Source organism: Pseudomonas sp. MB-090624, assembly GCF_003205245.1.
Lineage (GTDB): Bacteria > Pseudomonadota > Gammaproteobacteria > Pseudomonadales > Pseudomonadaceae > Aquipseudomonas > Aquipseudomonas juntendi.
Genome location: NZ_QJRK01000003.1, coordinates 95817 through 109328, shown reverse-complemented (window position 1 = coordinate 109328; position 13512 = coordinate 95817). Strand labels below are relative to the sequence as shown.

The following is a 13512-nucleotide window of genomic DNA, read 5'->3' as shown; positions in this document are numbered from 1 at the left end:
GCCGGACCGGATCACATGGGATAAGCCGGGGTCAACGGTCACAGGTGGCGCGGCGCCAGTAATGGCGCAGCGCCGAAGCGCAGTACCTAACGAAGACGGTAAAAAGCATGAATCTTCACGAGTATCAGGGTAAGCAGCTGTTCGCTGAGTACGGCCTGCCAGTTTCCAAGGGTTTCGCAGTCGATACCCCTGAGCAAGCTGCAGAAGCCTGCGACAAGATCGGCGGGAACGAGTGGGTAGTCAAAGCCCAGGTTCACGCGGGTGGTCGCGGTAAAGCGGGCGGCGTCAAGCTGGTTCGCAGCAAGGAAGACGCCAAGGCGTTCGCTGCACAGTGGTTGGGCAAGAATCTGGTTACCTACCAGACCGATGCCAACGGTCAACCCGTCTCCAAGATTCTGGTCGAATCCTGCACTGACATCGCCAAAGAGCTGTACCTGGGCGCTGTAGTCGATCGTTCGAGCCGCCGCATCGTGTTCATGGCCTCCACCGAAGGTGGCGTGGACATCGAGAAAGTCGCTCACGAAACGCCTGAGAAAATCCTCAAGGCCACCATCGACCCACTGGTCGGCGCACAGCCGTTCCAGGGTCGCGAGCTGGCATTCCAGCTGGGCCTGGAAGGCAAGCAAGTTCAACAGTTCGCCAAGATCTTCGTAGGCCTGGCCAAGCTGTTCAAGGATCACGACCTGGCACTGCTGGAAGTGAACCCGCTGGTGATCAAGGCCGATGGCGACCTGCACTGCCTCGATGCCAAGATCAACATCGACGCCAACGCCATGTACCGTCAGCCTAAGCTGAAAACCTTCCACGACCCGTCGCAGGACGACGCCCGTGAAGCCCACGCTGCCAAGTTCGAACTGAACTACGTTGCCCTCGAAGGCAACATCGGCTGCATGGTCAACGGTGCCGGCCTGGCCATGGGTACCATGGACATCGTCAACCTGCACGGCGGCAAGCCGGCCAACTTCCTCGACGTTGGCGGCGGTGCTACCAAAGAGCGCGTTACCGAAGCGTTCAAGATCATTCTGTCCGACAGCAATGTCGCGGCCGTTCTGGTCAACATCTTCGGCGGCATCGTTCGCTGCGACATGATTGCCGAAGGCATCATCGGTGCAGTGAAAGAAGTCGGCGTCAAGGTTCCGGTCGTCGTTCGCCTTGAGGGCAACAACGCCGAACTGGGCGCTAAAGTACTGGCAGAAAGCGGTTTGAACATCATTGCGGCAACCAGCCTGACCGACGCTGCTCAACAAGTTGTCAAAGCTGCGGAGGGCAAGTAATGAGCGTCCTGATCAATAAAGACACCAAAGTCATCTGCCAGGGCTTCACCGGCTCGCAGGGTACTTTCCACTCCGAACAGGCCATCGCCTACGGCACCAAGATGGTCGGCGGCGTAACCCCAGGCAAGGGTGGCACCACCCACCTGGGCCTGCCGGTGTTCAACACCGTCAAGGAAGCCGTGGAAGCTACCGGCGCTGATGCTTCGGTCATCTACGTACCGGCTCCTTTCTGCAAGGACTCGATCCTGGAAGCAGCCTTCGGCGGCATCAAGCTGATCGTCTGCATCACCGAAGGCATTCCAACCCTGGACATGCTGGATGCCAAGGTCAAGTGCGACGAGCTGGGCGTGACCCTGATCGGCCCTAACTGCCCAGGTGTCATCACCCCGGGCGAGTGCAAGATCGGCATCATGCCTGGCCACATCCACCTGCCAGGCAAGGTCGGTATCGTGTCGCGCTCCGGCACCCTGACCTACGAAGCTGTGAAGCAGACCACCGACGCCGGCTTCGGCCAGTCGACCTGTGTCGGTATCGGTGGTGACCCGATCCCGGGCTCCAACTTCATCGATATCCTGAAGCTGTTCCAGGAAGACCCGAAGACCGAAGCGATCGTCATGATCGGCGAGATCGGCGGTTCGGCTGAAGAAGAAGCAGCGGCCTACATCAAGGCCCACGTGACCAAGCCTGTCGTTTCCTACATCGCTGGTGTTACCGCACCTGCGGGCAAGCGCATGGGCCACGCTGGCGCCATCATTTCTGGCGGCAAAGGCACTGCAGACGAGAAGTTTGCTGCGCTGCAGGACGCGGGTGTGAAAACCGTGCGTTCCCTGGCCGACATCGGCAAGGCCCTGGCCGAGCTGACCGGTTGGGAAGCCAAGAAGTAATACCGCTACACCCCCCACGCGCACAGAGGCCACCTTCGGGTGGCCTTTGTCGTTTGTGGCTCCTGTTCTGGCCTCTTCGCGGGCTTGCCCGCTCCCACAAGCTCTGAATACGGTGAGCCCTGTGGGAGCGGGCAAGCCCGCGAAGAGGCCAGAACAGGCACTGTAGATTTTTCGATGGGTTTAATAGGAATTTTCACACAGACGCGGCGTTTAAACCGAGGATAATTCCCTCTGTCTTCGGTCGCACAGACGACAAACATGTACGCACATCGGACAAGCAGCACTGTTCCAGTGCGTTTGACTGACAAAACGGTTACATTACGCGCTCACTCTGTGCCCGTACCCCAAAAGGGAACGACACGCTAAACGGGTCTGGCCTATCAAGCCGGGCAGCATTTCCCCTCATCCAAAGGGAAATCCCCTCTCGAATCCCGATTTCAGCAGTGTGGTACTACCTTAAAATGAAAGTTCTCAAAGGCCAGGATATCCTGGCGCTTGGCTTTATGACGTTTGCGCTTTTTGTGGGTGCAGGCAACATCATCTTCCCGCCTATCGTCGGCCTGCAGTCCGGCCCCCATGTGTGGATGGCGGCGCTGGGCTTCCTGGTCACGGCCGTAGGCCTGCCGGTCATCACCGTGGTCGCCCTGGCCAAGGTCGGTGGTGGCATGGATGCCCTGAGCAGCCCGATCGGCAAATTCTTCGGCGGCTTGCTGGCGGCTGTCTGCTACCTGTCGGTCGGCCCACTGTTCGCTACCCCGCGTACGGCGACCGTTTCGTTCGAAGTGGGTGTTGCTCCGCTGACCGGGGAAAGCCCGCTGGCGCTGTTCATCTACAGCCTGGTGTATTTCGCTGTGGTGCTGGCCGTGTCGATGTACCCCGGCAAGTTGCTCGATACCGTGGGCCGCTTCCTGGCGCCGTTGAAGATCATCGCCCTGGCCGTACTGGGCATTGCCGCCTTTGCCCTGCCGGCAGGGGGCATGGGTGACGCGCAGCCGGCTTATGCGGCAGCGGCCTTCTCCAAAGGCTTCTCCGATGGCTACCTGACCATGGATACCCTGGGGGCCCTGGTGTTCGGTATCGTCATCGTCAACGCCATCCGCTCGCGCGGTGTCGAGTCGCCGAAGCTGATTACCCGTTATGCCATCATCGCCGGCCTGATCGCCGGTGTCGGCCTGGCCCTGGTCTACATCAGCCTGTTCCGTCTGGGCGCCACCAGCCACGACATCGCGGCGGATGCCACCAATGGCGCGGCCGTTCTGCATGCCTACGTACAGCACACCTTCGGTTCGTTGGGCAGCGGCTTCCTTGCGGTGCTGATCGCGCTGGCCTGCCTGGTGACTGCGGTGGGCCTGACCTGCGCATGCGCCGAGTACTTCAGCCAGATCCTGCCGCTGTCGTACCGCGCCCTGGTGGTGATCCTGGCTGGCTTCTCGCTGTTGATTTCCAACCTTGGCCTGACCAAGTTGATCATGTTCTCGATCCCGGTACTTACCGCCATCTACCCGCCCTGCATCGTGGTAGTCGGCCTGAGTTTCGTGAAAGACCTGTGGCATTCGCCGACCCGTATCCTGGCGCCGGTCATGCTGGTGTCGCTGGTGTTCGGTATGGTCGATGCGATCAAGGGCAGCAGCCTTGCCCATATGCTCCCGGACTTCATGGCGCACCTGCCGTTGAGCGATGCCGGCATGGCCTGGCTGGTGCCATCGGTGGTGACCCTGATGGGCGCCGTCGCCTGCGACCGCATGCTGGGCAAGCCGCGCGAAGCGCTGGCCTGACGCGCCGGGCCAAGCCTTGGGGGCGGCACCGGCCACAAGCCGAAGGGTGCCCGCCCAAGGTGCAAGCTGCAGAGCCCCGTATCGGCAACGATGCGGGGCTTTTTTCTGGTCCACACCGGCAGTACGAATTTCAGCAGGAATGTGTGCCTTTTGCCGCTTGCCAGCGTCGAAACCCGGTCCCTATCCTTCAGGCACCTGGCCTTTTCGGGAATCCTGCATGAATTTCATCCAAAGCAACCTCAACAACCTGCTGGCCGTCGCCTGGTTCGCCCTGTGCTGGGGTGGCTATACCCGGTATGCGATCTGGAAAGGGCGCGACACCGCGTGCCTGGCCAGCGTGCTGCACCTTTACCGTGAAGACTGGATGCGGCGCATGTTGCTGCGCGATAACCGTATTGCCGATGCCAGCGTGATCGGCAACCTGGAGCGCAACGCGTCGTTCTTCGCCTCCAGCACCTTGATCATCCTGGCCGGTATCCTCACCGTGCTGGGGGCCTCCGACAGGGCGCTGTCGCTGCTGGCCGACCTGCCGCTGGTGCAGCAGACTTCGCAGGGCATGTCGGAGATCAAGTTGTTGTGCCTGGCCATGGTCTTCGTGTACGCCTTCTTCACTTTCAGCTGGTGCATGCGCCAATACAACTTTGCTGCCGTACTGGTTGGCTCGGCACCGATGATTGGCGAACGGCAGGTCAACGAACTGGAACGCAAGGCGTTCGCCTCGCGGGCAGCACGGGTGTTGTCGCTGGCGGCCAACCAGTTCAACCTTGGTTTACGTTCCTATTACTTCGGCATGGCCATGTTGAGCTGGTTCATCAGCCCGTGGTTGTTCATGGGCATGAGTGTGGGTGTTGTATTGATCTTGTACCGTCGGGAGTTCCATTCCGATGTGCTGGAGGTGATGGTCTTTACCCCCACGGATAGTGTCAGCAGCGAGCCATTGAAAGAGGGTGGTGTAGCAGTTAACTGAAACGATTAACCGTGAATTCAACGCAAAAAAAACCCGACAACGTCGGGTTTTTTTATCGGGCTGATTACTGCTTGGCAGGTTCTGCCGGCGCCGGAGTAGCCGGGGCGGCTTCTTCGGCAGCCTTTTGCTCGGCTTCAGCCTGATCTTTGGCAGCTTCGGCGTTTTCCTTGGCGGCGTCGTTCATTTTATCCTGAGCTTCGCCCATCTTTTCCTGGGCTTGCTCGGCATGTTCCTGCGCATCTTGGGCTTTGTCTTCGCTCGCTTTATCGCAAGCAGCCAGGCCCATGGCAGCAGCCAGCATCAGAGCAAAAGCAAATGGTTTACGCATGGGGGTGTTTCTCCTTGGTGTGATAAGTGACTTGTTCCTTCGAGTGCAGCCACTTGGAATAAGTTCAACGAAGGTTTCAGATATATAACGCCCCGTTCTACATGGACTTTTGAACCCACCTATGCCGTTTGGAAGGGACGTGGTAACAGCCTATGAGTGATGCGACCTTGATGTCCATGGCCGAGCGTTTTCTTTCGGCATTGAAACACTGCCAGTTGTTGCAGATGCGTGTGGCACAGGCTGATGAAACTGGCATGACGCTGGTCCTGCCCTGGTCGCCGGCCATTGTCGGCAACCCGCAAACCGGTGCCGTACACGGTGGGGCGCTGACAACGCTGATGGACACCACCTGCGGCATGGCCACGCTATGCGTACTGCCGCACTTCGAGGTATGCCCGACCCTGGATCTGCGCATCGACTACATGCACCCGTCGGTACCGGGCAAGGACATCCATGGGCATGCCCAGTGTTACCGGGTGACCCGCGACGTGATCTTCACCCGTGGCAGCGCCTACCAGGACGACCCCGAGCGGCCGATCTGCCAAGTGGTGGGTACGTTCATGCGGTTGGGCCCGCAGGTCAAGGGCGGCATCCGCTTCGGCAGCAGCCTGAAGGAGGGCGGGTCATGATTCCGCCTGCCATTCGCCAGCAACTCAATGCAGCACACGCGCAAGGTGACTACCGCCCCTTGCTGGCATTGATTCCTTACGCGGGGTTGATCGGCATCGAATGCGAGCGCGAGGGGGATGACCTGCTGTTCCGCCTGCCGGCCAATCCGGACACTATCGGCAACCCCCTCTTGCCCGCTATCCATGGCGGGGTGATTGCCGGCTTCATGGAGCTTTCGGCAGCGCTGTACCTGCTGATCTACAGCGACAGCGCCAGCATTCCGAAGATCATCGATTTCTCCATCGACTACCTGCGCGCCGGGCTGTTGTGCGATACCTACGCCCAGTGCCAATTGTGGCGCCAGGGGCGACGGGTGACCAACGTGGCCATTACCGCCTGGCAGGGCGACCGCCAGTCGCCGATTGCCACGGCCCGCGCGCATTTCAAGATCGAACCGCAAAAGCCCTTGAAATCATCCGGGCAGCCCCCATCTGCATGACATCCGCCGTTAAAGCAGGCTGTACCGCCCGCCAGGCGCCATTGCAATCAGATCGGAGTTTTGAAGACCATGAGTGTGGAGACTCAAAAAGAAACGCTTGGCTTCCAGACCGAGGTAAAGCAACTGCTGCACCTCATGATCCATTCCTTGTATTCGAACAAGGAGATCTTCCTGCGTGAACTGATCTCCAACGCCTCCGACGCCGCCGACAAGCTGCGCTTCGAGGCGCTGGCCAAGCCAGAGTTGCTGGAAGGCGACGCCGACCTGAAGATTCGCCTGAGCTTCGACAAGGAGGCGGGTACCGTGACCCTCGAGGACAACGGTATCGGCATGAGCCGCGAAGACGTCATCACCCACCTGGGCACCATCGCCAAGTCCGGCACTGCCGACTTCATGAAGAACCTCACCGGTGACCAGAAGAAGGACTCGCACCTGATCGGCCAGTTCGGCGTGGGCTTCTATTCCGCGTTCATCGTTGCCGACAAGGTTGACGTGTACAGCCGTCGCGCCGGCCAGCCGGCTGCCGAAGGCGTGCATTGGTCGTCCCGTGGCGAGGGTGAGTTCGAAGTCGCCACTGTCGACAAGCCCCAGCGCGGCACCCGCATCGTCCTGCACCTGAAGAAGGACGAGCAGGAGTTCGCCGATGGCTGGCGCCTGCGCAACGTGGTCAAGAAGTACTCCGACCATATCGCCTTGCCTATCCAGTTGCCGAAAGAGCAGGCGGCTGCCGAAGGTGAAGAGCAGCCGGCCGAAGAGTGGGAAACCGTCAACCGTGCCAGCGCCCTGTGGACCCGTTCGCGCAGCGACGTGAAGGACGAGGAATACCAGGAGTTCTACAAGCACATCGGCCACGACTTCGAGAACCCGCTGGCCTGGAGCCACAACAAGGTCGAAGGCAAGCTTGAATACAACTCGCTGCTGTATGTGCCGGCCCGCGCGCCGTTCGACCTGTACCAGCGCGAAGCGCCACGCGGCCTGAAGCTGTATGTACAGCGCGTGTTCATCATGGACCAGGCCGAGTCGTTCCTGCCGCTGTACCTGCGCTTCATCAAAGGTGTGGTCGACTCCAACGACCTGTCGCTGAACGTGTCGCGTGAAATCCTGCAGAAAGACCCGATCATCGACTCGATGAAGACCGCGCTGACCAAGCGCGTGCTGGACATGCTGGAGAAGTTGGCGAAGAACGAGCCTGAGCAGTACAAGGGCTTCTGGAAAAACTTCGGCCAGGTGCTGAAGGAAGGCCCGGCCGAAGACTTCGCCAACAAAGAGAAGATCGCCAGCCTGCTGCGTTTTGCCTCCACCCACGACGACAGCGGCGAGCAGAGCGTTGCCCTGGCCGACTACCTGGCGCGCGCCAAGGAAGGCCAGGACAAGATCTACTACCTCACCGGTGAGTCCTACGCGCAGGTCAAGAACAGCCCGCACCTGGAAGTCTTCCGCAAGAAAGGCATCGAAGTGTTGCTGCTGACCGACCGCATCGACGAGTGGCTGATGAGCTACCTCAACGAATTCGACGGCAAGGCCTTCGTCGACGTCGCACGCGGCGACCTGGACCTGGGCAAGCTGGACTCCGAAGAGGACAAGAAAGCCCAGGAAGAAGTCGCCAAGGACAAGGAAGGCCTGGTCGAGCGCCTGAAAGGTGCATTGGGTGACAGCGTGGCCGAAGTCCGTGTGTCGCACCGCCTGACCGACTCGCCGGCGATCCTGGCCATTGGCGAGCAGGACCTTGGCCTGCAGATGCGCCAGATCCTCGAGGCCAGTGGGCAGAAAGTGCCGGAGTCCAAGCCGATCTTCGAGTTCAACCCAAGCCACCCGCTGATCGACAAGCTGGACAACGAGCAGAGCGAAGACCGTTTCGCCGAGCTGTCGCATATCCTCTTCGATCAGGCGGCCCTGGCGGCCGGGGACAGCCTGAAAGACCCGGCAGCGTACGTTCGTCGCCTGAACAAGCTGCTGGTCGAGCTGTCTGCTTGAGTTGATGCAGAGGAAAGCCCGCTTCGGCGGGCTTTTTTATGACGAGTGCCAATGGAGTGCCTGATGAGCAAAGTAATCGTCGAATCGCTGGTGTATCACCTGTCCGGCCGAACCTACGAAAGCCGCCTGGTCTACGAGCCCGGGGCGCTGGGGCGCCCGGGCTTGGTCATGGCACCGAACTGGATGGGGATTGGCGAAGGTGCCGAACGCATCGCCAAGGAAGTGGCCGAAAAGGGCTATGTGGTGTTGCTCGCCGACCTGTATGGGCAGTCGGTGCGCCCGTCCAATGCGGACGAAGCGGGCGCAGCGATGATGCCGCTCAAGAACGACCGCGGCGAACTTCGCAAGCGCATGCAGGAGGCCCTGGCCCAGTTGCTGGGGCAGTCCAAGGCGCTGCTGGAGCCTGGCAAAGTTGCCACCTTCGGCTTCTGCTTTGGGGGTTGCTGTGCGCTGGAGCTGGCGCGCAGCGGCGCCGACTTGCGTGCGGCAGTGTCGTTCCACGGCACATTGGACACGCCGAACCCCGAGGATGCCAAGCGCATCAAGGGCTCGGTGCTGGTGCTGCACGGTGCATCGGACCCATTGGTGCCGAAAGAGCAACTGCCGGCATTCGAGGACGAGATGAATGCGGCCAAGGTCGACTGGCAGTTGCTCAGCTATGGCGGGGCCGTGCATTCGTTCACCGACCCTGGTGCCAATGTGCCGGGCAAGATGCAGTATGACCGACGCACCTCTGAGCGGGCGTTTCGTTCGATGCATAACCTGCTGACTGAAGTGTTCCAGCGCTGATCGCATAGTGGGGCTGCTGTGCAGCCCTTCGCGGGCTTGCCCGCTCCCACAACTCTCACCCTGTGGGAGCGGGCAAGCCCGCGAAGGAGCGCAAAGCCGCCCCAATCAGCGAGGCAACTCGATCCTCGAGCTCTCCCCCGGCACGACCGGCCAATCCCCCGCAGCCCATCTGGCCCTGGCCTGCTCGATCAGCGCCGGGTCACTGGCGACAAAGTTCCAGTTCATCCGCCGCGGCCCATCCAGCGGCGCGCCGCCAATCAGTACCAGCTGGCATTCACCTTGCGCACACAGCGTCACCTCTTCGCCCTCCGGCAGCACCACCAGGCTGCACGGCGCCACATCCTCGCTGTTCATCTGCAGTTCGCCCTCCAACAGGTACAGCGCCCGCTCCACGTGCTCGTTCGGCACCTGCAAGGTAGTCGCCGGTTGCATCTGCACCTGGGCATAGAGGGTAGGGGTCAGCACCGGCACCGGTGACGCCAGGCAGAACCCGGTGCCGGCAATCATGCAGATGCGCACCCCCAGGCTGTCGCTGACCGGCAGGCTGGCCGCAGGATGATGGCTGTAGCTGGGCGCGCCTTGTTCATGCTCACGTGGCGAGGCCAGCCAAACCTGCAAGCCGTGCAGGCTTGACCCTTTGGCCAAGGCGTCAGCAGGGGTGCGCTCGACGTGCGCCACGCCGCGACCGGCCGTCATCCAGCTGACGTCGCCGGGCAGCACCAACTGGTCCGAGCCCAGGCTGTCCTTGTGCTGAATTGCCCCTTCGAACAGGTAAGTCAGGGTTGAAAGGCCGATGTGCGGGTGTTGGCGGATGTCCATGCCGCGCCCGGGGGCGTAGGCGGTTTTCAGCATGTGATCGAAGAATACGAACGGGCCGACACTGCGGCACTGCGCCGCTGGCAGCGGGCGCAGAATCGGCTGGCCCTCGACCGACTCTGCACGGGGGCGAATGATCAGCGTGCTGCTCATGAGAAGGGCTCCAGGCAAGGGGGCAATGCCCAAGCATAACGGTTTGCCTGCTGTGCCTGAACCGTCTTCTGCACCGGCCGGTCTACCTTGTCTGATACCAGGAGAAGGGAGCTGCCCATGAATGCCAAAGCGCTGGCCTGCGCGTTACTGTCCGCTTGCTTGTGCCAAGCGGTACAGGCGCGTGACTACCGCTACAGTGACGCCCACCTGCACTATGTGGATTTCTTCCAGGAAAGCGAAGGGATGCCGGCATTGCTCAAGGCGATGGATGCGGCAGGCGTTGACCAGTCGATGATTTCCGGCATTCCGGTGGCCAAGAAGTGGCACGAAGACGAGCCCAAGCGCCCGCGTTACTACGCCGGTGATGATGCCGATGCTTACTGGTACAGTGCCACCGACACCTATGTGGCGGCCGCGCTCCAGCAGTTGCCACCGCAGCAGCGTAAACGCTTCCACCCGTTCCTGAGCGGGTTCAACCCGGTGGACAAGAACGCCGTAAGCCATATCGAGCGTATGCTCGATCTGTACCCGGGGCTATGGCAGGGCATCGGGGAGGTGTTTACCCGCCATGACGACCTGACTGCGTTGACCAGTGGCGAAACGCCGCGCGCCAACAACGAAGCCATGACCCGGATCTATCACCTGGCCGCTGAGCGCGACCTGCCAGTGCTGCTGCACTCCAACATCACCTCCAAGCGCGAGCGCAACCCGCTGTACCTGGCAGAAATCGAAGAGCCGCTACGCAATCACCCGCACACCCGGTTCATCTGGGCCCATGCTGGCAGCAGCATGGAGATACACCGGCATCAGACGCAGATGGACTTTTTACTGCCAGTGCTGACGCGGTTGCTGGAGGATTACCCGAACCTGTATGTCGATTTGTCGTGGAGTGTGCTGCAGCCGTATCTGCTGGATGACAAGGGTGTGCCGCGCAAGGAATGGCTGGCGTTGGTCGAGAAGTACCCGGAGCGGTTCATGCTGGGGTCGGATGTGGTGGGGCAGTTTGGCAGCCTGGGCGAGCAGATGCACGGGTTCAAGCCGTTTCTGGATGCGTTGCCGGAGGGGGTGGCGAACAAGGTAGCCAAGGAGAACTTCCTGGCTGTGTTGCCCAGGCAGAAGTAAGGGTTTACCAGTACTGACCTATCGCAGGCAAGCCAGCTCCAACAGGGATCGCATCAGGGCTGACAGGTGTTTGCCACAAGGTATGCAGCGCCTGTTAGAGCGAGCGCCGCCCGCGCGGCGCATCGCGAGCTGCGCTCGCTCCTACGTTTGTTTCGGGCCGATTATTCCTGTGGGATTTGCGCGCGAACGCCTTGGCGCATGCCTCAAAATCGCGTCGTACGAACAAGGCGGCCGCGCGCATCTGGCACAGGGGTTACTGGCCCGAAACAAACGTAGGAGCGAGCGCAGCTCGCGATGCGCCGCGCGGGCGGCGCTCGATCTCACAGGCGCTGAAGATGCTGCGGATACCCTTGCCAGAAACCATTCTCCCACAGGTACAGCGCAGCACTCAGGCCCTGTGCTGATCCTGTGGGCTTGCCTGCGACAGGGCCAGTACAGGCGACACAAAAGAAAACGCCCCGAACCAGTCGGGGCGTTTCTGATTACTGCCAGGGCGCCTTACTTGCCTTCCCAGCGCTTGAGCACCAGGGTGGCGTTGGTGCCGCCGAAGCCGAAGCTGTTGCTCATGACCGTGTCGATCTTGGCGTTTTCTTCGGTTTTGCGCAGGATCGGCAGGTCGGCCACTTCCGGGTCCAGCTCGTCGATATTGGCAGAGCCGGCGATGAAGTTGTTTTCCATCATCAGCAGGCAGTAGATCGCCTCGTGCACGCCCGCGGCGCCCAGCGAGTGGCCCGACAGGCTCTTGGTCGAGCTGATCTTCGGCGCCTTGTCCTTGAATACCTCGCGAACGCCTTTCATCTCGGCAACGTCACCGACCGGGGTCGAGGTGCCGTGGGTGTTCAGGTAATCGATCGGGGTGTCGACGGTGGACAGCGCCTGCTGCATGCAGCGGATAGCGCCTTCGCCACTCGGGGCAACCATGTCGTAACCGTCGGAGGTCGCACCGTAGCCGACGATTTCGGCGTAGATCTTGGCGCCACGGGCCAGGGCATGTTCCAGCTCCTCGACCACCACCATGCCGCCGCCGCCAGCGATGACGAAGCCATCACGGTCTGCGTCATAGGCGCGCGAGGCCAGTTCCGGGGTTTCGTTGCGCTTGGTCGACAGGGCGCCCATGGCATCGAACAGGAACGACTGGCTCCAGTGCTCTTCTTCACCGCCGCCGGCAAAGACGATGTCCTGCTTGCCCCACTGGATCTGCTCCAGTGCGGTACCGATGCAGTGAGCCGAAGTGGCGCAGGCCGACGAGATCGAGTAGTTGATGCCCTTGATCTTGAACGGCGTAGCCAGGCATGCCGAAACGGTGCTGCCCATGGTGCGCGTGACACGGTATGGGCCGACGCGCTTGACGCCTTTCTCGCGCAGGGTGTCCAGCGCTTCCATCTGGTTCAGGGTCGAGGCGCCGCCGGAGCCAGCCACCAGGCCGGTACGCGGGTTGGACACCTGCTCTTCGGTCAGGCCGGAATCCTTGATCGCGTCCTGCATGGCCAGGTAGGCGTAGGCAGCCGCGTGGCCCACGAAGCGGTAGACCTTGCGGTCGATCAGTTCTTCGAGGTTGAGGTCGATGGACCCGGAAACCTGGCTACGCAGCCCCATTTCCTTGTATTCCGGGTTGTAACGGATACCCGGACGGCTGTTGCGCAGGTTTTCGGTGACGGTAGCTTTGTCATTGCCCAGGCACGAAACGATGCCCAGACCAGTGATAACGACGCGGCGCATGCGAATAACCCTTAGAAATTGTCAGTGGAGGTGAACACGCCGACCCGCAGGCCTTCGGCGGTGTAGATCTCGCGGCCGTCAACGCTGACCGAGCCATCGGCGATGGCCATGTTCAGCTTGCCCTTCAGGACGCGTTTGATGTGGATGTTGTAGGTGACTTTCTTGGCGGTAGGCAAAACCTGGCCGAAGAACTTCACTTCGCCCGAACCCAGAGCGCGGCCGCGGCCTGGCAGGCCCTGCCAACCGAGGAAGAAACCGACCAGCTGCCACATGGCGTCGAGGCCCAGGCAGCCCGGCATGACCGGGTCGCCTTCGAAATGGCAGGCGAAGAACCACAGGTCCGGGGTGATATCCAGCTCGGCGACCAACTCACCTTTGCCGTACTTGCCGCCTTCTTCGCTGATGTGGGTGATGCGATCGACCATCAGCATGTTCGGCGCGGGCAGTTGCGCATTACCTGGGCCGAACAGCTCACCGCGACTGCAGCGCAGCAGGTCTTCCCGAGTAAAGGCGTGTTGTTTGGTCATGCGAGCTCCTCAATAACCCCCTGTGGCAGGGGATGAATCTTCCCGACCGACCCGAATAACCAACGGCTTCGGGGCG

The 13512-nt window shown here is 61.2% G+C and carries 13 protein-coding genes; 9 read left to right on the top strand and 4 right to left on the bottom strand.

Annotation, left to right across the window (positions count from 1 at the left end):
- The first annotated feature begins 107 nt into the window (after positions 1-107).
- From sucC to DMX12_RS02730, 4 genes are all read left to right on the top strand, one after another.
- Positions 108-1274, top strand: coding sequence for an ADP-forming succinate--CoA ligase subunit beta (gene sucC, locus DMX12_RS02745; protein WP_003254205.1), 1167 nt, complete (start codon positions 108-110; stop codon positions 1272-1274).
- Entirely contained in the window at positions 1274-2158 is an 885-nt protein-coding gene (sucD, locus tag DMX12_RS02740) for a succinate--CoA ligase subunit alpha (RefSeq protein WP_003254203.1), read from the top strand. The genes sucC and sucD overlap by 1 nt, the downstream gene beginning before the upstream one ends.
- A gap of 461 nt (positions 2159-2619) precedes the next feature.
- Positions 2620-3933: a branched-chain amino acid transport system II carrier protein gene (gene brnQ / locus DMX12_RS02735; protein WP_054911494.1), complete on the top strand. Its 1314-nt coding sequence runs from the start codon at positions 2620-2622 to the stop codon at positions 3931-3933.
- Between the two features lie 217 nt (positions 3934-4150).
- Complete coding sequence (locus DMX12_RS02730) at positions 4151-4900, top strand: DUF599 domain-containing protein (RefSeq protein ID WP_009684701.1); 750 nt, start codon at positions 4151-4153, stop codon at positions 4898-4900.
- Between the two features lie 64 nt (positions 4901-4964).
- On the opposite strand, the gene DMX12_RS02725 is transcribed toward DMX12_RS02730, so the two are convergent.
- The gene (locus tag DMX12_RS02725; RefSeq protein WP_009684700.1) at positions 4965-5228 is read right to left on the bottom strand and encodes a hypothetical protein; all 264 of its coding nucleotides are present in this window, start codon (positions 5226-5228) and stop codon (positions 4965-4967) included.
- Positions 5229-5380: 152 nt separating this feature from the next.
- Here DMX12_RS02725 and DMX12_RS02720 point away from each other — a divergent pair, with 152 nt between their 5' ends.
- From DMX12_RS02720 to DMX12_RS02705, 4 genes are all read left to right on the top strand, one after another.
- Positions 5381-5857: a PaaI family thioesterase gene (locus tag DMX12_RS02720; protein ID WP_029887684.1), complete on the top strand. Its 477-nt coding sequence runs from the start codon at positions 5381-5383 to the stop codon at positions 5855-5857.
- Positions 5854-6336, top strand: coding sequence for a PaaI family thioesterase (locus DMX12_RS02715; protein ID WP_110676127.1), 483 nt, complete (start codon positions 5854-5856; stop codon positions 6334-6336). Before DMX12_RS02720 ends, DMX12_RS02715 begins: the two co-directional genes overlap by 4 nt.
- A gap of 69 nt (positions 6337-6405) precedes the next feature.
- A complete protein-coding gene (gene htpG, locus DMX12_RS02710; RefSeq protein WP_029887686.1) occupies positions 6406-8310 on the top strand; it encodes a molecular chaperone HtpG in 1905 nt (634 codons plus the stop codon).
- 63 nt (positions 8311-8373) lie between these two features.
- Complete coding sequence (locus tag DMX12_RS02705) at positions 8374-9099, top strand: dienelactone hydrolase family protein (RefSeq protein ID WP_009684696.1); 726 nt, start codon at positions 8374-8376, stop codon at positions 9097-9099.
- A gap of 105 nt (positions 9100-9204) precedes the next feature.
- Here DMX12_RS02705 and DMX12_RS02700 read toward each other — a convergent pair whose 3' ends face one another.
- Positions 9205-10068 carry a pirin family protein gene (locus DMX12_RS02700; RefSeq protein WP_110676125.1) on the bottom strand — a complete coding sequence of 288 codons (864 nt, stop codon included), beginning with the start codon at positions 10066-10068 and terminating at the stop codon, positions 9205-9207.
- A gap of 117 nt (positions 10069-10185) precedes the next feature.
- Here DMX12_RS02700 and DMX12_RS02695 point away from each other — a divergent pair, with 117 nt between their 5' ends.
- Complete coding sequence (locus DMX12_RS02695; RefSeq protein ID WP_047149581.1) at positions 10186-11190, top strand: amidohydrolase family protein; 1005 nt, start codon at positions 10186-10188, stop codon at positions 11188-11190.
- Between the two features lie 498 nt (positions 11191-11688).
- Here the strand turns inward: DMX12_RS02695 and fabB are convergent, their stop codons facing one another.
- Both fabB and fabA read right to left on the bottom strand, forming a co-directional pair.
- Positions 11689-12909 (bottom strand): beta-ketoacyl-ACP synthase I, encoded by a 1221-nt coding sequence (gene fabB / locus DMX12_RS02690; RefSeq protein WP_029887743.1) that lies wholly within the window; start codon positions 12907-12909, stop codon positions 11689-11691.
- Positions 12910-12920: 11 nt separating this feature from the next.
- On the bottom strand, positions 12921-13436 hold the full coding sequence (gene fabA, locus DMX12_RS02685; RefSeq protein WP_008089108.1) for a 3-hydroxyacyl-[acyl-carrier-protein] dehydratase FabA: 516 nt from the start codon (positions 13434-13436) through the stop codon (positions 12921-12923).
- Positions 13437-13512: the final 76 nt, after the last annotated feature.